The sequence below is a fragment of the Nitrospinaceae bacterium genome (genome assembly GCA_018669005.1).
Classification (GTDB): domain Bacteria; phylum UBA8248; class UBA8248; order UBA8248; family UBA8248; genus UBA8248.
Genome location: JABJAL010000038.1, coordinates 1 through 21,137, shown reverse-complemented (window position 1 = coordinate 21,137; position 21,137 = coordinate 1). Strand labels below are relative to the sequence as shown.

Sequence of the window (21,137 nt, the reverse complement as noted above, 5' to 3'; positions counted from 1 at the left end):
TTCTTGCTCATCTAAATCCCCTCCCGGGTTGGGCGGTCTTACCAAAAGAGTATCGAATATCCTCTCTTTCAGCTTGGACCGGTTTGAAGGGGCAAGGTCAATCATAGAATTATTTCTCCAGCAACATGAAAAGATAAAGTAGAGGGCCCCATGTGAGACTTCAACCTCTTTTCCTACAAATAGAGCAACATCGTCAAGCAGCAAATTCTTATTACTACCTTAGACGCTAACATTCAGCTGACCACCATTATCCAGCGTTGTATAACAAAAAAACCTTTCTAAAGAGTTATATGTTAAGTACAGCGTTTTCAAATTCATGGCTGAAATTCTTCAGGCGAATACCTGCCATAGCTGAAGAGTAATGGCCGCGAGAGCAAGATAGGTGCCGTAGGGAAGGTGTGAATCCGTCTTCGCCCGGCCCGCCCGAATGAGGTAGAGCCCCGCCAGGACCCCGCCAATGGAACCGAGCATGACGGCTCGAAGCCAGCCCTCAAAACCTAGAGCCGCTCCTATTAGAATTGAGAGCTTCACGTCGCCTGCCCCCATTCCTTCCCTAGCTCGAAGCCATCTGTATACCAGACGAATGAGGGCAAACGAGCCGCCACCAATGAGCGCCCCCAGGACTGATTTCTCAAGATTAATCCCCGCCACTTGAGGTGCGAGGGTAAGAGCCGAGAGCAGCCCCACTACTACAAATGCGTTAGGTATTATCCTGTGTCGTAAATCCACCAGGGCCACAGCAAGAAAAACACCACTGAGAGAAAAGGCGTGAAAAAATGGAAATGAGAACCCATGGGCATAAAAAAAAACGGCGGCGAGTGCCCCTGAGATGATTTCAATGATTGGATATCCCACGCCAATCTTTGTACCACAGCGAGTGCAGGCTCCTTTTTGAAAGAGGTAGCTCAGAACGGGGATTAGCTCGTGCGGTGCGAGCGTCGCGCCACAGGCCGGGCACATTGATCGCGGCATGATGATCGAGATGCCTCGGGGCACCCGCCATGCGCATGAATTGATAAAACTTCCCCCGCATAGGCCAAAAGCTGCGGCCAATACCAGGCCCGTGAAGTCGATAACTTCCATCTAGAAAGCACGCCAAAAGACGACGCCCACCTTGTCTCCATTTCGCCTCAGAACGGTAGTAAGACGCTTTGTGATGCGCCCTACGGTAGCCTCGGAGGTAACAGAAAAATAGCTACTCTTCACGGACAAGAGAGGTGATATTTTCTTAAAAATCTCCTCGCTCATCCCAGCCATGGTCTTTATATTCTCCACTTTCTGAATCGGCTCCTGCTCGCGGCGATCAAGAACGTCTTGAATAAAACTATCAGGAAGCTCGTTACTCAAGGTGTTCAACAATTCGCGAGAGGCGGTGTTTAGATTAATTTGCTCATCCGAAAACACCGTGTAGGTAGGGTGAACACCCGGCCCACCCCCATCTGGGCTTAGCTCTAACCCTATTTTTTTCAATATTGTAGGCGAAAACCCACGAACAAGACCAAGTTCACTCAGCGAATCGAGCAGAGCATTTTTCACATCGTAGGGCTCAGCGAGACTCCTGTAATAGGACCCCTCCCCGCCCGAGGCCGTCTCGTCCTTGTCCTCATCGATCCAATCACGCAAATAATCAACGTAGTCGGTATCGATGTCTTTTTCACTAAATATGGCCTTGAGCATATCCGACACCAAATTTTGACGCACCTTGTCCTTTGAGGCCAGAGCATTGAAGTTGAACTTGGACGATTCATCCTCAATGCGAAAGCGAACTTTCACGCCGCCAACTTCTAAATCCTCGGCCAATTCCGCCCACTTTTGTGTGAATCCGGTGAAACCTTCACCATCTTCTTTTAGTGTTTCGATGGCCAGCGCAACAGGCGCACGCGCCGCCCACCTGGCCCTGAAATCATCGCGATATGACTCGACAAGTCGCAACTCGCCCTGGGCGCTATCGATCAACTCTACCGCAATCGCCGTCAAAAGCGCCGCTGCCGCGATGGCCATCAAAAGAGCAGCCCCGCGCTGGCCCCGGGCACGTTTAAAGCGCCGCCGCATCATCATGGCGATGTGCCTTGAGGATTCAAGTTATTAGGATCCAAGTTATCGGGAGGTGGAGCAGCTCCCCCGGTAGAGGGACTCTCCCCCTCGCCACCGGGCTGATTCGGCGTCGTGCCAGTGCCCACCGGAACAGAAGCGATAGGCTCAACGGGTGCCCTGAGTCCCATCGGGATAGGGATGAGCATCGATATGCTCTTTTTTTCTCCCGCAATACCCAGGGTGACGCGCACAGCCGCCGGAAGAGAAACATCATCTTTATTTTCATCGTTTGTGGTCCAAGAACTACTTTTTCCCGCCTCCCTGTCCAAATATTCAAACGCCACCGATTCGACGTTCTCAACAAGAGTGGCCGGAGGAGCGGCAAGAGATTCTTTACCTCCCCGCATCAGAGATTCAGTTCGTATCAACTTTTGCTCCCCGGTAGCGGTACTCAGAGAATACGCTATTGATACGAGGTCACCAGACCTTTCACCACGCCGACGCAACCGGCGGCGCATCGCCGTAAACTCCAATTCATCGCGCCGTCCCTTTCCGCCGTCTCCTCGCTTGCCGGTGAAAAAAAGATGCTGGGCCCCCTTCACCCAGTAGACACCCTCGATATCAGACGCAATGTGCTGGAGGGCAGTCCGGAGCGCCTGCTGGCTCTCAAGGCGCGCCTTAACCCGAACGGTGTGCGTGGCGCTTGAGCCCAGACTTGCGAAAATCCCCGCCGCCATGAGCGAGAGAATCGAGAGCGCAACAAGCATCTCAAGCAAGGTGAAGCCCGCCTGATTCTCCCGGACCTCAAGTGCGCCGCCAACGGGCGCGCCGCCAGTGGGCGCACCACCAGTGACAACTCTAGGAGCCCGCGACATATGTTTCCGCCTCTAAAATGGGGTCTACGCTATCGGGCACCCGAATTTCAATTCGCACGATTTTCAGCTTGGGGAGCTTCGTCTCCTTAACTTGAACGCTCCAAAGGAGAATTTCGCCCGAGGGCGTTTCGAATTTCCCCTGCTCGTCAGCAGAGGCCAACGATATCTGTGCCTCGGTGAGTTTTTCCTGAGCAAGAAGTACTGCGTGGGTCATCTGGCGCGAATTGATATAGGAACGAAATCCCTGGTTCTGGAGATTGAACGCCGCAAGCGCCACCGTCGCCACAACCGCCATAGCGACGGTTATCTCGAGGAGCGTGAAGCCGGCATGGCCCCATTTAGGACGCCTGGAAGCTGACTCGGCCATCGCGTATTTCAACATGATTAAGGAATGGATGGATAATCAGAGTGCGGACTTTATCGGATCCGCCCGCCAAATACATCAACGATCCGCGCGTCTCTCCGCTCGGCAGAAAATTCAAAATCGCCTCACCTTCGTCGATGTCTTTGTCTCCTCGTATGCGAACCTTGAGGAGCCTGACACCCTCGGCGAGCGCTTCTTTTTTAATAGGCGAGTCCGACATCTCAAGCCACTCGCCGCCAGCATCAGTGGCCTCGACCTTCAACTCTCCTCTGGGTAGTGTGATTCTTAGGCGAAGCAGACGGCCATTCGAAATCGCGAATACCCTCACTCGGCGAATCCCCTCGGCGAGTTTCGTTGAGCTCTCCCTGAGCGGATCCCCCGCCATCTGTTTTTGAATTCGAGGATACGCCAACCCTAAAAAAATACCCAGTATTACTATTACAATGGCAAATTCCAGGAGGGTGAACCCCTCATCATCTGAGATTCCAGCTTTCCACATCCGCATTATCGCCATCGCCGCCCTCCTGGCCATCGGCGCCAAGAGACTTAATTTCCACGTCCCGGCTTTCGCTGCCGGGAGAGGTATAGACGTAAGGGTTCCCCCACGGGTCGAGCGGAATTTTTCCGCCCTCAAGATAACCACCCTTGACCCATTTCTTGGGAGCGTTGCCCGAGGAAGGCTTTTTCACCAACGCCTCAAGACCTTGATCCGAGGAGGGATATTTTCCGTTATCGAGCTTATAGAGCTGAAGAGCGTTAACAAAGGTTCTCGTCTGAAGACCCGCCGCCGTCCGTTTGGCCTCCTCGGTTCTCCCGAGAAACTTAAATCCCACGATGCTCACTAGCATACCAAGAATAATTATGACGACCATCAACTCGATAAACGTAAAACCATCGGAATCATCGTTCTCCTGGTTCGGTGGGACATCTTCCAGGCCTGATGTGTAACACAAAGAATCCCTGCGATAGAACATGCGATTAATCTCCCGTTGCCTGAATGGCAAAAGTAATGACTTTAGCAGAAACTTTTACTCGACCCGGCTTTCGACTCGAGCGATCAATTCTCAGACGCTCCACACGAACCAACTTCGGCGCCTTTTCAAGATACTCTAAGAATCGAACCAATTCACCCACGCTAAGTCCCTCAAATCGAATCGACATCTCATGCCGCCGATAACCGTTCGCCGCGTCTCCTTGAGACGGGCTCATAGAGGTAAGGCGACTACGAATACCTACCTGCCCGGCTGCCTCTTCTAAAAAAGAAAAAAGCGAGAAGCTATCCCCCTCGTGAATCAATCTTTTCTCAACATCCTTGAGCAGCTTGCGGTTTTGCTTAAAACGAACCAACAACCGCCGCACTTGCCTCAATTCGTTATCGAGACGGGATACTTTTTTCTCAAGCTCTTGATGGCGGGTCCAGTAGGGCCTCACGAAAAACTCACTCAAGGCAAGCACAAACACGAGAGATGCACCTATCGCCATGAAGACATATTCGCGCTTCGAGAGTTTCATCTTCCTCTATTCCTTGGTCGCGCCGTTCGGGGCCAGCTCGATGAGAAATTCCACACCCCGCTTGCCCGTCATCAATTTCGCCTGTTTTACTTCGGGGGCACCGAATTCTTTCTTTTTGCTCAATACTTTTTTAATACGGTCAACGGATTCAAAATTCAAGGTCTCACCCTTCAAAGATATCCTTTTATCATCAATCAATAGATGATTCATTCGAATTTCCACATTAGCCGGAACAGAAGAGCTTATCGCCGCCATCACCCGAAGAGGCGTATTACCCTGGAGCGTGCCACCGAGCAGTTCCTCCAGACGGCTCGTCTGAGTTTCTACCTGCCTTGTAATTCGGCGTCCAGGATTCGAGACCCGCTTTCCATCGGGGAATACTGCATGAAGAGCGGTATTGACTTCGGACTGAACCACATTCAAACGAATCTCCTCGTGCCGGACCTTAAGCATCAAGTCTCCCATCCCAACCGCCAGCAAAACAGCGGCGGCGAAGGCGGTCGTTAAGATCGGCCTGCGAAGCTCACGCCAACCCTCCCGACGCGCATATTCCTCGCGGCGAAGGTCAAACCCCTTACCAAAAGATTTACTTTCATCGAGCACCGCCCCTAGCGGGGCAGCAAAATTTTGCACCCGACTAGTACGCTGCCTGTCCTTCGATAAAATACGGCTTCCATCTCCAAAATAAATTTCTCGGCAATGGACACCCAGCTCGGCTTCAAGCTGCTGAGAGAGCACACTCAGATTACCCTCGCCCGACAAAACAAGGTGGGCAATTTGATGACCATTTTCGAGGAGAGCAGAGCAAGCGCGGAGCGTTCGCCGCATTTCCTTGATCAGAAAATCGGGATCTATGGCAGCCGACACATTTTCCTGTGGGTTACCGTCTACTCCATCTTCCTCCGGCGTCGCCTCCAACCAATCATTTCGCTGAAAAGTTCTTATAAATAAAGGTTTTTCTTTTTCGCAAAGAGAGAACGACACATACGAATCAGCAATGTGAAGAACACCGAAAATACCTTTAGCGTAGGAGGGCATCAGGTTCATAACAGTTTTAGCAACGGTGAGTGGCGTATACTCAATCCGATCGGGATCTATATCAAGCTTGGCCAATCGCTCCAGGTGCGCCGACAGCGAAGATTTGGGCGCACCCACGGCGAGAACATTCTGGATATCGCCCTTCGCCTCTCCGGAAAGCACAAAATCCGCTACCGTTTCATCTACAGAAAGAGGCATGGCGCTTTCCATCTCGGCCTTGAGAGCTTGCCCGATTTTCGAGAGACGCCGAAAGGGAAACTGAAGACGTGAGGGTATCGCCTCTAGTCCCGGCAGGCTCGCCGAAATCAGATTCGGTTGGCCGCCTTCTTTGCTCCAGGTATGAAAAGAGGTACGCACGCGATCCCAGCCTTCCTGATCTTCGGGATCTCCGGGAAGCTCTGCCACGAAATCCGATTCAAGCGTGAGTTTTCGCCAGCCTTTACGAACTTTCACCGCCCTTAGAGTGCGTTTATCAAGTTCAAGACTGATAATTTTAACGGCCACGAAATGATTATCCTTATCTCAAATCAACGAATGATTTGACTAATCTCGAAGAGAGGAAGCAACACTGCAATCACAATGAATCCCACGGCCACCCCCATCACGAGGATTAACAGGGGCTCAACGAGCGACATCATCGTCTGAATCGTGGATTCCGACTCATCCTCAAGATGCGCCGATACCTTGAGTAACATGCTGTCTAGCCGGCCTGATTCTTCCCCCACCCCCACCATATCTGTAAAAACAGGGGGAAAGTATCCACTACGCTCAAGAGCTTGGCTCAGAGCGCCACCCTTGTGCGTCTCCTCCTTGGCTTGATCCACCCAATGCTCCAAAACGCGGTTTCCAATCACAAGCTTCGAGATTGTCATGGCGTCAAGGATTGGGAGTCCCGCAGTTAATAACTCGCCTAGCGTCCTGCCGAATCGCGCAATGGACTGCTTCAAAATAAGGCCGCCAAAGAGAGGGATCTTGAGTTTCGCGCCCTCCCATGCCCAGAGTCCTTTATCTGTTTTCAACCATAAATAGACACCTGCTCCGAGCCCTACCCCTGCCAACAACCAAATCTCTGCGTATTGGGTCAGAACATAACTTCCATTGATCAAAAATCGGGTGGGCCAGGGGAGGTCCTGCTGAGCCTGTGTGAAGATTTTCACCACCCGAGGGATCACGAACGTCAGCATAAATATAAGAACCGAGGTTCCCGTCAGGACCATCAGGGCGGGATAGGCTAGCGCGCCCGAAAGGCGGCGGCGCAGATTTTGCTGGAGTTCAAGATAATCGGCCAAACGACTCAGAATCATACCTAGCGCCCCGCTTGCCTCGCCCGCCCGCACAAGGCTGACGTATAGCTCGGCAAAAATCTTAGGGTGCTCTCCCATCGCTTTTTCGAGTGACATACCCTCGTTCACGTTTTCCCGAATCTGAGTAAGAAGGCGGCGGCTGGCCTCGTCCCGGCTCTGGCGAATGAGAATCGCCATGGCAGGCACAACCTGAAGCCCGGCATCGAGAAGGGTCGCCAACTGGCGAGTGAAATCCGAGAGGTTCGTTGCAGAAAAATTCCCCGAGCGAGTGAAAAGCGATCTCAGGGAAGGTAGTTTTCGCCCCTGGGCATAATCGTTCACCTCGACGGGGAATAGCCCCTTTTTCCTTATTCCCTCGCGCGCCGCGACAGAGCTTTCTGCGACAATTTCATCTTCATGTGTCCGGCCTCTTGAATCAAGGGCGCGATATATGAATACGGGCATATTTCAAAATTCCCTGGTGCTTGGCTGATTACGAGCTAACTACGCCTGAACGATCCGAAGGACTTCCTCTGGGGTGGTCTTTCCTGCCGCCACCTTGAGGCCGCCATCCTCAAGCAGAGTGCGCATTCCATTTCTACGAGCTGCCGCCTTAAGGGCTGTGGCATCGTTTCGCGAGTTCATCAACTCGCGCATCTCCTCGTTGACCTCTAGGACCTCGAAAATCCCAGAGCGACCCCTGTAGCCCGTGTGGTAACAAACCGGGCAACCTTTGCCATGCGTCAAATTGGGGGGGGCCGTAGAGAGATCCTCGCCCAATAGCCCCACCTCCCGGAGAAGCGCCGAATCAAAATTCTTCGGCTCGGCGCAATGGGAGCAAATTTTTCTGACAAGCCGCTGCGCCATCACCCCGACCAAAGACGAGGAAATGAGAAACGGCTCGATTCCCATTTCGACAAGCCTCGTCACCGCACCCACAGAATCGTTGGTGTGGAGGGTACTGAAAACGAGATGGCCTGTTAGCGAGGCGTGGATGGCCACCTCGGCTGTTTCCTTGTCTCGAATTTCGCCGACCAAGATAATGTCCGGGTCCTGGCGCAAGGTGGAGCGGAGACCGTCAGCGAAAGAAAAACCCGATTTTACCGCCACCTGCATCTGGCCCACGCCATCGAGCTGATACTCGACCGGGTCCTCGATGGTTAAAATATTTGTCTCCGAGGAGCGTAATTTCTGTATCGCCGCGTAAAGGGTCGTTGTTTTTCCGCTTCCCGTCGGACCCGTAACAAGAACGATTCCGTTTGAGAGGCGGATGAGGCGGGAGAAGATCTGGAACTGATCGGCAGAAAATCCAATGTCCTCTAAATCAAGAAGAATGCTACTTCTGTCCAAAAGACGTAGCACGATTCGCTCGCCGTGCACGGTCGGAACCGAGGAAACGCGCATGTCGATATCGCGCCCACTGACCTTGCGCTGGATTCGACCGTCCTGGGGCAAGCGGCGCTCGGCGATGTCCATGCCCGCCATCACTTTGAGGCGGGAAATAACAGCCATCTGGTTCATTTTTTCAATACGGAGGATGTCGTGGAGGATGCCGTCCACCCTAAGACGAATCTTCATCTCCTTCTCGAAGGGCTCCCAATGAATATCACTCGCGCGATCGCGTACAGCTTGGTGGATTACCCGGTTCACCAGTCGGATGACGGGCGCCTCGTGTGAGAGATCCAGTTCCTCATCGAGCCGACCGCCGTCGGCTATATCTATGCTCTCCTCGCCCCCGAGCTCGTGCATCATGGCCTGGGCCGAATGCTCCTCACGCTCGTAGAGGGATTGAATCGCCATCTGAATCGCCCTCTCGGGCGCTAGAACAGGTTCGGCACGCACACCGAGTAACGTACCCAGAGAATCGACCGGCGCGAGGTCAATAGGGTTCACAGTGGCAACAAGAATGCGGCCCTGTTCTTGCCTCACGGGAATAACCTTGTGGCGCAGGAGAAAAGGAACGGGAAGTTTCGCCAGAAGCTCTGGGTCAACTTCGCTCAGGTTAAAATCATCGAGGAACGGAATGTCAAAAAGGAACGAATTCGCTTCGATTATCTCCCGTTCACTGACGAAACCTTTTTCTACGAGAATATCTGCGAGCGCTCGACTGCCGCCCTCCTCCTCGGCCAGGGAGGCCTCAAGCTGATGGACACTCAATTCCGTGTGCTCGATCAGCCATTCGCCCAGCGGGCGGGAATCGTCCGTAACCGGTATACCCTTCACATCCGCTCCTTTATCGACCCGGGCTTAGGTTTGATGAATTTGCCCGAGCGCCCCTTCTTGAGTTCGGTGAGTCGGCGATGTTCCTCCGGGGTCGTCACAATCCGAGGGGTGATGAATATGAGCAGGTTCGTTTTAATCTTCACCTTACGCTGGGCTCGAAACAGCGCACCTAGAATGGGGATGTCCCCCAGAAATGGCACCTTCGTCTCCGAATCCCTTGTATCGTCCCGAATAAGGCCGCCAATTACGACAGTTTGGCCGTCCTCGACATTGACCGAAGTTGTCGCCTGCCGTTTTGTGGTAACGACAGCACCTACCTGCGACTCCTCGACGAAGCTTAAAATTTCCTGAAAAATCTTCAGGCTCACCGAACGATTCGGACTGATATGAGGCGTGATCCGAAGCTTTACGCCGATATCCCGAAACTCAAAATTCTGAACAGTCGAACCCTCGGCCGATGTTTGGGACTGGGTGACAAACGGGCGGTTCTCGCCGACGACTATCTCCGCCTCCTCGTTATCCGTCGTGAGTATCTGCGGGGTGGATAGGATATTCACGTCGGTGTCGCCCTCAAAGGCGCGAATGAGCCCCCGCAAATCAAAAAACGTCTGATCGTTGAAGGAGAGCGAGCCTCGGGCCGCGCCAAGTACCAGGCCGGTGGGACCAGCAAATGGAGAGGTGGCGAACTGGTTGATGATCCCCTGGGAGGCGCCCCCGGTGGGTAAATTAGTTCCTCCGATCGCGCGCGCCGCACCACTCTTGGGTTGGTTGAATATCCGCCACTCAACACCAAGGTCCCTTGTCTTGTCGAGCGTCATCTCAGCAATAAGCGCCTCGACAAGGACCTGGGAGCGGCGAACATCGAGCTTTTCAATAATTTCCAGTAGCGAGCGATAATCCTCCGGAGATGCACGGACAACAAGGGAATTTGTCGCTTTATCCGGTGTGATAGCCACGTCCTTTAAAAGACTACTACCCCCGCCTGAAGATGTTCTCGGCGCGGCTCCCCGCGGTGAAGGGACGGCACCTCTGCCCGAGCGGCCTCGCTCTGGTATCCCAGGACGCGCACCCCTGCCGCTTGAACTATCCGAGGATTCTATCTGTTGTGTCAGCACTCCGGCTAACTCTTCGGCCAAGGCATTTTTAAGACGATAAACGTGTATGCGCTTGCGCTCGGGCGGCGGCGGAATGTCCAGTTTCTTCACAAGGCTCCGCAGACGAAGCATGTCCGAGGCAGGAGCAACGAATATTAGTGCATTGATCCGCTCATCGGGAATTATCTTAATTTCCTTTTTAGGCGCGAACTGCTCAACTCCACCAGGATTTGCAGCGCCCCTTCGCCTTGACCTGGGCCTCGGTCTTGGCCTGCCCACATCGCTCTGGCTGTCCGTCTCATCAATCAGTTTTTCGAGTGTCTGGGTCATCTCTGTGGCCTGCGCATACTTCATAGGCACAACGACAACCTCGGAGGCAGAGGCGGGCACATCCACAGATTTAATAATCGCGAACAGACGCTTAACGTTACCCTCCGTGTCGGTCATGATCAGAGCGTTGGCAGCCTTGTAGGCCACGAGGCTGCCTTCGCGGGCGGCAAGCGGACGAAGCAAACCCGCCAGAGCGGTAGAGTCAGCATGCACAAGCCGAATAAACGATGTCACGACACGATCAGAATTCGAGAGCCCGACACTGTTGCGGGGGGTAATAATAGGCACACCCGCCCGAGACACATCCCGGAGCGGAAGAATTTTAATCACATTGCCCGCAGGCACAGCAGTAAAACCGTATGTGTGCAATATGGAAAGAAATACTTGGTAAATGTCCCGGGTTCGAATTTTTCCTGGGGTGATGATCGTTACATTACCCTTTACCTTTTCATCGATCAGGAAATTTCGGCCCGTCAATTCGCTGATTTGTTTGATGACAACACGGATGTCGGCGTTATCAAAATCAAAGGAGATCATGCCATCAGTTACCTGCGACCCCTGAGGGGGATTCTGGGCAAGAACACCGCGAAGGAATCCAGAGCCCGCAAGAATGCACAAAAACATAAACACAACCAACGTGTGTCGACTTAGGCCCGATAAATATTTTTTACTTCGATCTCGCATACTTTCACTCACTCCCAGCTACCGAATCCGATAGGAAATATTCACTTTCTTGCCCTGGCGAAATATAGCTATTTGAGCCGCATCTTGTCGCATAATTCCTCTAAAGGCCGAACTCAAATCGCCCTTGTTATTAATCCCACTACCATTCACGTCAATTACTACATCCCCACCCCGAATCCCAAGAAGACGTAAAAAACGACCTCTACCGGCAGGGAACACCCGGACACCGGTATCTCCTTCCGGGCTCCGGAAGGGTGTCGTCCGGAACTGAGAATCCAGTTCACCCGCACTATTCAACAATCTCTCCAGGCGTTTGCGGGAGAGGATTCTCGTTCTTTTGCTGGGCTCGGCCCTCGCACCCCTATCCTGCGGAAGGACTTCCGGAGATAGCGCTCTCGGAATTTGTGGATTACCCGGCAAATCATTACCAGGGGGCCGACGGAGACGCGAGCGCAGATCAGGGCCCCCACTTCCTTTGGAGCGTCCACTACTGGGACGCCTGGAATTAGAATGCCGAGAACCTCGCGTATCTGATTTTCTATCTTTAAATGCCTTGAAAATTTGAATCTTGCCATTATATTCAAGTGAAACTTCCCCGCGCTTCACCTCTTTAATCAAAGCGCCTTTAATCGAATCGCCTAATCTGTGAATCTTCTGGGCGCTCGACCCCTTTTCCTTAAAAATCGCAAAACTCATCCCCTCGGGTCCAACCGTTGTTCCCACCAACTGCAGGTCCAAGGAAGCCGCCACCGACGGCCCGGGAAGTTTCGGGGTAGGACGCACCACAACTTTCCTAGGTTTGGATTTAGGGCGAACTGCCCTTTTCTTCGTGTGGCCGAGCGGAGTCGAGGAAAAAAGATTGCGCTTCTCGATTACGAGGTAATCGATTTTTTTGACTTTATTGGAAAGGGGCACGGGTGCTTTTCGGCGCACGGAGGGCCCGGTATTTTCCATCGCCAAAAAAGATTGATAGGTAAAATAGAGATCAGCACCCAACGACAAACCAGCCGTCACCAGGACAAGCGATACTGCATACAATATCTGGCGAATACTCATTGACATCATTAACCGCCTTGCCCGGGTATCGCGGCGCTCCATTTACCGCCAATATTCTAATAAAGGGGAGCGCGGCGATTACCAGAAAACGTTAACACCAACTTCTTTGTTGATAAAAGATTCCTCGAAATATGCATGCAAATACGAGTTGCTTCGGTCAAAAAATATACTTGCATGTAATTGCGGGCGGTGAGCCCGGCTCCAAGTCGTTGTCTTTCGAGGAGCATATTTCTGAGGCGGCGATTTTTCTATCGGTGGCGGCATTTTTTTAGGAGGCGTGGGAACTTCTGCAGCCGGCGCCATAATTTCCCCAAAACGGGGGTCGACTCGAAGCGACTCAAACCGGGGAGCAACGTGGATATCTCTAATAGCGTTCGGGCCGAGACGATCCGCCTGATTCAGAAGAAGAAGCAGGGCATCGTTCTGGCGCTCTTTTTCCACATAGAGACCAAGCAACGCCATCACCGCAGCCTCTCCATCCTTCTCCAACGAAGAATGAACACGCTTGAGAGCAAAACGATAATCCTCTACCGCCTCATCTTTAAAACCTTGGAGTGCACGAATCCGTGCGCGCTCAAAATATCCGTCGAATTGATCCGGCCCCAATTCAATGGAGCGATCTAATAAATGGATAGAATCTTCTAAATAACCCTGAGAAGCCTTGATTTTTCTGAGAAGCAGAACAGGCCGCCAATCTCGCTTATCAAGATCGGCCGCACGAGCCGCCGACTCTTCGGCTTGTCGGTAGAATTTGAGGCCAAAAAGAGACTTCGCCCTGAGGACATGGAAAGTCAATTGATTCCGGCTGCCTGAGAATTTATCTTTTAAAAGCCTTGCCGCCGCGCCGTACTTCTTTTCCCTAAGGAGGGCTCTGGCTCTCATGACCGCGAAAAAACCAGCTAATCGCTTTGGAAAATCCAGTTGGAACCATCGACCCGCGCGACCGAAGACGAGGGACTCTCCAACCGGATTAAATACAGCCCTGCCCGCGTCCTTAAGGGAAGGGTGACTGAGTTCAACGGAAATCCGCTCTTTGACGGAAGTGAGGTGAAGACCACTCTCGCCCGAAATGAGCCACCGCCCATCGGGCGAAAAAACAGGATAGCTAGCCGATCCAGTTCCTCCCGGAAGACGAACCCGCCCCTGAACCTGACCTGAACGATCAAACCAGATGAGAGAATCACCTTTGGCGACAGCAATCATCTGGGCATTGTCGCTGAAACGAGGATGCCGAACATCCGTCTCTCGGAAAAGCGTCCTGACTTTTCCCGTGCCCAATTTAACCAGTAAAATACCCTGGGGTGCCACACACAAAAGAGCATTGTCTTTTTGCGAAAAATTTGGTTGTTCACAATGCCCCCGGTGAATTTTACTGAAGGTGCCCCTGGATGAATCAAACTCACCGATAACGCGCCCCGGCCCATAGCCGTTCGTAACGAGGAAACGGCTGTAGCCGGTGAAACTCGAAAAACCCGACGAGCTTGCCGTCTGCCTTGCTAGATTCATCCCATCCTTCGTAACGGTGTAGACCTGGAAACGAGCCCCGTCGCCGAAAACAAGGCTTAATTTACCCCCCGGCCCGAATGAGGGAGGCCCAGTCCCTGTGCTTCTAAAATCACGATGGTCCTCCTCAAGCGTCAAAGGAACCATTCGCGAGCTATAACCCACTTCCCAACCAACCTTTTGAGCTTGGCCCTTGAGGCGACTGCTGCGCTCAACAGCTCGAATCGCCCTTTGATGCCCTTGGCGCGCTTCACTATTGGCCGAATCAAGAGAAAGTGCCGTTTCAAATAACTGCTTAGCTCGCGTGTAGTCCCCAGAGGCCATCACACTCTGCCCCAAAAGGATATGACTTTCTAAATCACTAGGCACGATATCTAAAAACAACTCAAACTGCCGGATGGCCTTGAGATGATTACCGGCCAGCGCATAGATTTTTCCAAGAGAATAAGGCACGAGAGCATAGCGGGAATTAAGGCGCTGCGCCTTGAGCAAAAGCTTTTCCGCCGGAGCCTGTAGGCCGAGGGAAAGATACATGCGAGCAAGAACTTCAAGATCGCCTGCATTCAAACGACCGAACTTTTTTTTCTCATAGCGGCGAACCGCCTCGGCATAAAGACGGGTCGCATCTTTTCCGCCTTCCTGCGAGGACTCTAAGACTGTCGCAAAATACCTGAAGATGACCGGCTTTTTGGCCTTGCCCTCGGCATAGGCCTCCTTGAGTAATTTAATAGTCTGGGCGCGGTAGAGAGGGGCTTCTTTTCGGGAGGGTTCGATATCCAAAAGCCCTCCCAGTAAATCAAGCCGATAAGATACGACCGCAGATCGAACACCAAGGGCCTCGGCCTTGCGATATGCTTCCCAAGCTTTTTGATAATCGAGCCGCGAGTAGGCGAAGTTTCCCTGGGTGATAAAAATTTCTGCTGACGGGGGAAAATGGGCAAGCCGCGAGGTCACGGCACCACAACCGGCCACAAAAATAAGTACAAAAAATGAAATCAGACAGGAGCGGACCATCCGAAAAGACAAGTTCACCGCGACACCCCTTATAGCCAAAATATAGCGCACAAAGCCCAACTTATTGATAATCTTACATCAAAATGTTTTTTTTCACATGGGGAGAAGCTCTATAATTGCGTCTCCATGACAGGCCTGACACTATATATAGTAATTTGAACCATTTTTCACGCTACGCTCCCCTTCTAATATTGCTTTGCTATAATAGGCCTAACTTAAAATTCGACGTTTTTTTAAATTCCATCGATACCGGTCGGAAGCGGATTCGAATCACCTCCCGGTCTCTATCCAGTCAAAATTTTTAGGAGAGGAAACCATGGCCGGAAACTACGCCGACATCTACAAACGTTCACTCGACGAGCCCGAGGAATTTTGGGCCGAGGCAGCGCAAGAAATACACTGGCACAAAAAATGGGATAAAACTCTGGACGACTCAAATCCACCTTTTTATCGATGGTTCGCTGGCGGCGAGGTAAACACCTGCTACAACGCGCTTGATCGCCATGTCGAGTCCGGCCGCGCCGATCAACTCGCATTGATCTACGATAGCCCCATCACGGGCAGCATCAAAAAATTCACATACCGTGAACTGCGAGACGAGACGGCCTTGTTCGCCGGGGCACTTGCGGCGCAGGGCGTCGGGCGGGGTGACCGGGTTCTCATCTACATGGCAATGGTCGCAGAGGCAGCTATCGCCATGCTGGCCTGTGCCCGAATCGGCGCCGTGCACTCGGTGGTCTTCGGCGGCTTCGCTGCGAGTGAGCTCGCTACCCGCATCAATGACGCCACACCGAAAGTCATCGTCTCCGCCTCCTGCGGCATCGAGCCCTCGGGCATCATCGCCTATAAACCCCTGCTCGATGAAGCTATCAATATCGCGACCCACAAGCCCAAGTGCTGCGTCATTCTCCAGCGCCCCCAACTCAAGGCGGATCTTCAGCCGGGGCAAGACATCGACTGGCAAGAAGCGATGAAAACTGCCGAGCCCGCAGATTGCGTTCCCGTCGCGGCCACAGACCCTCTCTATATCCTTTACACATCGGGCACTACCGGCGAGCCCAAGGGAATCGTCCGCGACAACGGCGGACACATGGTGGCGCTCAATTGGAGTATGAAATACGTCTATGGCGTCGAGCCCGGCGACGTCTACTGGGCAGCCTCGGATGTTGGCTGGGTCGTAGGCCACTCCTATATCGTCTATGCGCCCCTGCTGCATGGATGCACCACGATCCTTTTCGAGGGAAAGCCCGTGGGCACCCCGGACGCCGGCGCTTTTTGGCGGGTGATTTCAGAGCATGGCGTAAAAGCGCTTTTCACGGCGCCAACGGCCTTCCGCGCTATCAAACGAGACGACCCCGATGCCGAATTGATGAAAGGCTACGACATCGGATGCTTCAAAACCCTTTTCCTCGCCGGAGAGCGCTCGGACCCCGATACCCTCGAATGGGCGGAAAAGCATCTCAAGATTCCTGTCATCGACCATTATTGGCAAACCGAAAGCGGCTGGCCCATGCTCGCCAACTGCATGGGCATTGAGCACCTTCCGGTCAAGCACGGCTCGCCGACGAAGGCTGTGCCCGGTTGGAATTTCGCCGTCCTGGACTCAGAGCTAAGAGAGGTCGATCGCGGCGAGATGGGCGCGCTGTCCGTGAAGCTGCCGCTACCGCCAGGCGCTCTACCTACCCTGTGGAACGCCGAAAAACGATTCGTTGACGCGTACCTATCCGAATATCCGGGCTACTACAAAACCGGGGACGCCGGCTTCATGGACGAGGACGATTATGTCTTTGTCATGTCTCGAACGGACGACATCATCAATGTTGCAGGCCACCGCCTATCCACCGGTGCGATGGAAGAAGTCCTTTCCGCCCACCCGGATGTAGCCGAGTGCGCGGTCATCGGCGCCAAAGACGGATTCAAAGGACAATTACCCGTCGGCTTCCTCGTTTTGAAAGCCGGAGTCGAGCGCAGCAACGCCGAAATCGTGAGCGAAGTCGTCCAGATGGTTCGGGACAAGATAGGCCCCGTCGCCGCCTTCAAACAGGCTACCGTCGTTGCTCGCCTGCCCAAGACACGATCGGGCAAAATTTTAAGGGGCACAATGGTCAAGATCGCCGACGGGGATGAATACAAAGTGCCCGCCACGATTGACGATCCGGCAATACTCCCCGAAATCACCGAGGCAATTAAGGAACTAGGCTACCCCGAAAAATAGCGCAACCCTTTAAGCTCTGGAGTAAAATGGGCACTCCCGAGGAGGATAATTTACGTGGAATTGATATTGCTCGGCGTGGGCGCTCCGCCGCCGACGCCAGAGAAAAGCGGCCCCTCCAATGCCATCGTCTCAGGAGGGAAGCTGTATTTGGTGGATGCTGCCCGGCACGCCGCCACGCAGATTGTAAAATCAGGCTTTCCCATTAATACCATCGACTATTTATTTTTTACTCACTTCCACTCCGATCACTACACCGGCTTTGGCGAATTTTTTCTATCACGCTGGATTCTGGGGGCCAAAACTCCGCTTCGCGTTTTCGGCCCCGCCCCCGTCGCAGAAACAGTCAAAAGGATGCTCCACTACTACGAATACGACATCGACCTGCGGGCAAACGAGGGCAAGTCCCGCAAAGGCACTGAAATTGAAGTCAACACCCTATCTCCTGGAGACACCTTTGAAGTGGACGGAATACAAATTGCCGTCGAAAAAGGCACCCGCCACGGCAACGTTGACGACATACTTTCCTACCGCTTTGAGGCCGAGGGCCGAAAAATCGTTATCGCCAGCGACGGAAGCCCTACGGACAAGCTTGTTCCCTTCGCCCAGGGAGCGGACATTCTGGTGATGCATCCCTGTATCCCTGAATTGATTGACCAAAGATACGGCGGCTTCAAAGAGACGGCAAAAATCGTCGCCGCCCACCACGCCACCGCCGAGGAGATCGGGCACACAGCAACCGAGGCCAAAGTGGGTAAGCTGGTTTTCTCGCACGTGGTGCCACCGCTCGCCCCAAACGATAAAGTTGCCGAAGCCCTTTCAATCCATTACGAGGGGATTATCGTTGCGGGCGAGGATTTGATGCGTCTATAGGTTTGGAACAATTTCAGACATGAATCGGAGAAAATGAAATGTGGGAATTTGGGATCGTAACGGATGAAGTTGACGACGATCTTCGTTGTGCCCTGGGTTATGCGAAAGAGTGGGGGATGAAACGCGTCGAGTTTCGCACCCTCTGGGGAAAGGGCGTTTGGAACCTTACGGCCTACGAGCAGAACGAGGCGCTGGCAATGATTCGCGGCGAGGGTTTTGAGGTTGTCGGTATCGGCTCTCAGTTTCTCAAAATCCCACCGGAATTCATTAAAATCGAATACGATACCCAGGTAGAAAACCTGAAGCGCTCGATGGAAGTCGCCCACGTATTTGGCGCAAAGATCGTTAGAGTACTCTCCCCCCTACTAGCCCCCGGCCGCGCCGGGGAAATAAAAGACGAGCCTGTCACCGATACAATCGCCTCGCATTATCTTCTGCCCGTCAGATTGGCCGAGAAGGAAGGCATCACACTCGCGATTGAAAATCAGAGTAACACGGCTATTACGACAAGCGCCCATGCCCTTCAACTGACGGAAATGATTAATTCGGATGCGCTCGGCGTCTTGTGGGATCCGGCAAACGCCCATGCGGCCGGAGAGATTGACGCATATCCAGCCGGATACGAGCGCGTGCGCCCACGCATGGCGCATGTTCACATCAAGGATACAAAATTGACGGCAGACGGAAGTTATGAATGGTCCATCGTCGGAGAAGGCGACTTCGACGTAGCCGGCCAGTTAGATCAATTGACGAAGGATGGCTACGCAACAACGGTGACTCTTGAGCCGCACCTGAGGTCTGTTGAAAAAACCGCTGCCTCGGCTGCCGCCCTGCACAAGATAATGAGCAAGGACAGGGCCTAGCGAAAATATCCGCTCTTGCCCGGGCCGGATTTTATTCCGGCACCACCAGATCAATTAATAACTTAGAGGTCGGGGGAAATTAACTTGCTGAAGAAAATCGGCCTTTTTACCGGCCTTATTCTTTTCCTGTACGTCACCACCCATCTACTTAATCATACCCTGGGCCTCATATCCCTCGAAGCGATGGAAGACGGACGCGATATATTCCTCCTTATTTGGAGAAACCCGCTAGGCACGTTAATTATCTATGGCTCCCTTCTGATTCATTTCGCCCTCGCAATATGGGCACTCTTTCGCCGCCGAAATCTCTCCATGACTTTTTCCGAGGCGACCCAATTAATCTTCGGCATTTCGCTCCCGCTCCTGCTGGCTATGCATGTCATGGGAACAAGGATGGCACACGAAATCGCCGGAACAACAGACAACTATGCGTATGTCCTTTTGGTCCACTGGAAATTCAGTAACAAATACATCGCTTATCAAACGGTAGCTCTTCTAGCGGCCTGGATACATGGATGCATCGGCATACACAACTGGTTGAGGCTAAGGCCGCTGTCTGTGTGGGCAAAGCAATCTTTATTCGCCGCCGCGCTTTTACTCCCTACGCTTTCCCTCCTGGGTTATACACAAGGAGGCCGATCCGTTCTGGTGCTGTCCAGGAACCCCGAATGGATGAAGCAAGCCTCGACCGTCATTCACTGGCCTAACAAGGATGCGCTTGGTGAAATCACTTTCTGGGTCGAAGCTGTATGGGTAGTTGTAATTTCCGGTTTTGTCCTCGCGCTCATCGCCCGTGAAATACGCTTTTACATCGAAAAATCGCGCGGCTCGTTTCGAATTACCTACGATGATGACCGAACTGTTTCCGCAGCAACAGGAACCACCATCCTCGACGTCAGTCGCCATTTCAGCATTCCCCATGCGGCGGTGTGCGGCGGGCGCGGAAGATGCTCCACCTGCCGAGTGCGAATCCTTGAGGGCCTCGACTCTCTTTCCCCCACAAGCGAGGATGAACTCCACGTCCTAGAGCGAATTGGGAGCCCCCCCAATGTGCGCCTCGCCTGCCAGGCCAGACCCACCAGGGATATTGCCATCGCCCGGCTCCTCTCCCCACAGGCTTCCGTCAGAGACGTTCACACGAGGACAGGTCGCCACAGCGGGCAGGAAATGGAAATCGCCGTTCTTTTCAGCGATATTCGATCTTTCACGAAGTTCTCGGAAAAAAAGCTTCCCTACGATGTTGTTTTTGTGCTTAACCGCTACTTTGCTGAAATGGGAGAAGCCATTGAATCTGCCGGTGGGCGGCTCGATAAATTCATCGGCGACGGTGTAATGGCCTTGTTCGGGATAGACGGAAATATTGAGCAGGCATGCAGGCAGGCTCTTTTGGCGGCACGCGCCATGACAAGAAACCTCGAAAAATTGAACCGATCACTCGCAAGTGAAATCGGGGAGCCACTCCGCCTTGGCATCGGCATTCACACGGGCACTGTAATTGTCGGGGAGATGGGGCATGGAAATGCCACCCACCTGACGGCCATTGGCGACACGGTAAATACCGCCAGCCGCCTTGAGTCGATGAACAAGGAATTTTCATCGCAACTTGTCGTGTCTGGCGATGTAGCAAAACGCGCGGGTGTTAATCTATCTGAATTTCCGGGAAATGAAATCGACGTACGAGGCCGCGCTGACGCCATTCATATACACATCATCACAAATCTCGAAGATTTACCTTTAGAGCCCGGCCAGAAATAACCGCACCCAGCTCTCTGGACTTCATGGCTCAAGGCGATTTTCGAGCAGCGTCCATGGCAGTTTCGAAAAAATTCTCCCATTCGCCCACAGCCGCATCATCTTCAAAAACAAGATGGTTCGCATCGAGAATTTTTTTCTTCACGGCATCTCTTTGGTCGCGATTGTTTCCAAAGCTCAGCGCTAGTCCGGCAAAATCTTCAAGGTTGGCAGCCACACAGTCCAGCACACCCATTTTTTCATAACAGGCATACGTGAAACGGCCTCGAGCAAACTCACCGGGCCAGGTTATTAGAGGCGTTCCCACGGCAAGACTATGAAGGGTGGTCGTTCCACCACAGGAATGGATCGAATCGAGCAAAACATCCGATTCGGCAAGCAGGCTGAAAAATTCCTCCTGATTCAAACGAGGAAGCATCCTCACCCG

At 53.0% G+C, this 21,137-nt stretch carries 18 protein-coding genes; 4 read left to right on the top strand and 14 right to left on the bottom strand.

The features are described 5' to 3' along the window. Positions 1-330: 330 nt before the first annotated feature. The 13 genes from HOJ95_05410 to HOJ95_05350 form a co-directional block, all read right to left on the bottom strand. Positions 331-1,083, bottom strand: a complete 753-nt coding sequence (locus HOJ95_05410) for a prepilin peptidase (GenBank protein MBT6394122.1) — start codon at positions 1,081-1,083, stop codon at positions 331-333. Beyond that, positions 1,084-2,058, bottom strand: coding sequence for a type II secretion system minor pseudopilin GspK (gene gspK / locus HOJ95_05405; protein MBT6394121.1), 975 nt, complete (start codon positions 2,056-2,058; stop codon positions 1,084-1,086). Further along, the gene (locus HOJ95_05400; GenBank protein ID MBT6394120.1) at positions 2,055-2,909 is read right to left on the bottom strand and encodes a prepilin-type N-terminal cleavage/methylation domain-containing protein; all 855 of its coding nucleotides are present in this window, start codon (positions 2,907-2,909) and stop codon (positions 2,055-2,057) included. Before HOJ95_05400 ends, gspK begins: the two co-directional genes overlap by 4 nt. Next, complete coding sequence (gspI, locus tag HOJ95_05395) at positions 2,893-3,276, bottom strand: type II secretion system minor pseudopilin GspI (GenBank protein ID MBT6394119.1); 384 nt, start codon at positions 3,274-3,276, stop codon at positions 2,893-2,895. Before gspI ends, HOJ95_05400 begins: the two co-directional genes overlap by 17 nt. Further along, the gene (locus tag HOJ95_05390; GenBank protein ID MBT6394118.1) at positions 3,248-3,787 is read right to left on the bottom strand and encodes a prepilin-type N-terminal cleavage/methylation domain-containing protein; all 540 of its coding nucleotides are present in this window, start codon (positions 3,785-3,787) and stop codon (positions 3,248-3,250) included. Before HOJ95_05390 ends, gspI begins: the two co-directional genes overlap by 29 nt. Continuing rightward, positions 3,747-4,247 carry a type II secretion system major pseudopilin GspG gene (gspG, locus tag HOJ95_05385; protein MBT6394117.1) on the bottom strand — a complete coding sequence of 167 codons (501 nt, stop codon included), beginning with the start codon at positions 4,245-4,247 and terminating at the stop codon, positions 3,747-3,749. The genes HOJ95_05390 and gspG overlap by 41 nt, the downstream gene beginning before the upstream one ends. Before the next feature lie 4 nt (positions 4,248-4,251). Continuing rightward, the gene (locus HOJ95_05380; GenBank protein ID MBT6394116.1) at positions 4,252-4,785 is read right to left on the bottom strand and encodes a hypothetical protein; all 534 of its coding nucleotides are present in this window, start codon (positions 4,783-4,785) and stop codon (positions 4,252-4,254) included. A gap of 6 nt (positions 4,786-4,791) precedes the next feature. Further along, the gene (locus HOJ95_05375) at positions 4,792-6,327 is read right to left on the bottom strand and encodes a hypothetical protein (GenBank protein MBT6394115.1); all 1,536 of its coding nucleotides are present in this window, start codon (positions 6,325-6,327) and stop codon (positions 4,792-4,794) included. A gap of 23 nt (positions 6,328-6,350) precedes the next feature. Further along, positions 6,351-7,571, bottom strand: a complete 1,221-nt coding sequence (locus HOJ95_05370) for a type II secretion system protein GspF (GenBank protein MBT6394114.1) — start codon at positions 7,569-7,571, stop codon at positions 6,351-6,353. Positions 7,572-7,610: 39 nt separating this feature from the next. Then, complete coding sequence (gene gspE / locus HOJ95_05365) at positions 7,611-9,329, bottom strand: type II secretion system ATPase GspE (protein MBT6394113.1); 1,719 nt, start codon at positions 9,327-9,329, stop codon at positions 7,611-7,613. After that, positions 9,326-11,437 carry a type II secretion system secretin GspD gene (gene gspD, locus HOJ95_05360; protein MBT6394112.1) on the bottom strand — a complete coding sequence of 704 codons (2,112 nt, stop codon included), beginning with the start codon at positions 11,435-11,437 and terminating at the stop codon, positions 9,326-9,328. Before gspD ends, gspE begins: the two co-directional genes overlap by 4 nt. An 18-nt stretch (positions 11,438-11,455) precedes the next feature. Continuing rightward, positions 11,456-12,493: a hypothetical protein gene (locus HOJ95_05355; protein ID MBT6394111.1), complete on the bottom strand. Its 1,038-nt coding sequence runs from the start codon at positions 12,491-12,493 to the stop codon at positions 11,456-11,458. A gap of 78 nt (positions 12,494-12,571) precedes the next feature. Further along, positions 12,572-15,028, bottom strand: a complete 2,457-nt coding sequence (locus tag HOJ95_05350) for a hypothetical protein (GenBank protein MBT6394110.1) — start codon at positions 15,026-15,028, stop codon at positions 12,572-12,574. A gap of 298 nt (positions 15,029-15,326) precedes the next feature. On the opposite strand from HOJ95_05350, the gene HOJ95_05345 reads away from it, so the two are divergent. The 4 genes from HOJ95_05345 to HOJ95_05330 all read left to right on the top strand — a co-directional run bounded on the left by HOJ95_05345 (position 15,327) and on the right by HOJ95_05330 (position 20,713). Next, positions 15,327-17,225, top strand: coding sequence for a propionyl-CoA synthetase (locus tag HOJ95_05345; protein MBT6394109.1), 1,899 nt, complete (start codon positions 15,327-15,329; stop codon positions 17,223-17,225). Positions 17,226-17,279: 54 nt separating this feature from the next. After that, positions 17,280-18,095: an MBL fold metallo-hydrolase gene (locus HOJ95_05340; GenBank protein ID MBT6394108.1), complete on the top strand. Its 816-nt coding sequence runs from the start codon at positions 17,280-17,282 to the stop codon at positions 18,093-18,095. A gap of 38 nt (positions 18,096-18,133) precedes the next feature. Continuing rightward, positions 18,134-18,958 carry a sugar phosphate isomerase/epimerase gene (locus HOJ95_05335; GenBank protein MBT6394107.1) on the top strand — a complete coding sequence of 275 codons (825 nt, stop codon included), beginning with the start codon at positions 18,134-18,136 and terminating at the stop codon, positions 18,956-18,958. 84 nt (positions 18,959-19,042) lie between these two features. After that, complete coding sequence (locus HOJ95_05330) at positions 19,043-20,713, top strand: 2Fe-2S iron-sulfur cluster binding domain-containing protein (protein ID MBT6394106.1); 1,671 nt, start codon at positions 19,043-19,045, stop codon at positions 20,711-20,713. Positions 20,714-20,741: 28 nt separating this feature from the next. On the opposite strand, the gene HOJ95_05325 is transcribed toward HOJ95_05330, so the two are convergent. Beyond that, a complete protein-coding gene (locus HOJ95_05325) occupies positions 20,742-21,116 on the bottom strand; it encodes a hypothetical protein (protein ID MBT6394105.1) in 375 nt (124 codons plus the stop codon). Between the last annotated feature and the right edge of the window lie 21 nt (positions 21,117-21,137).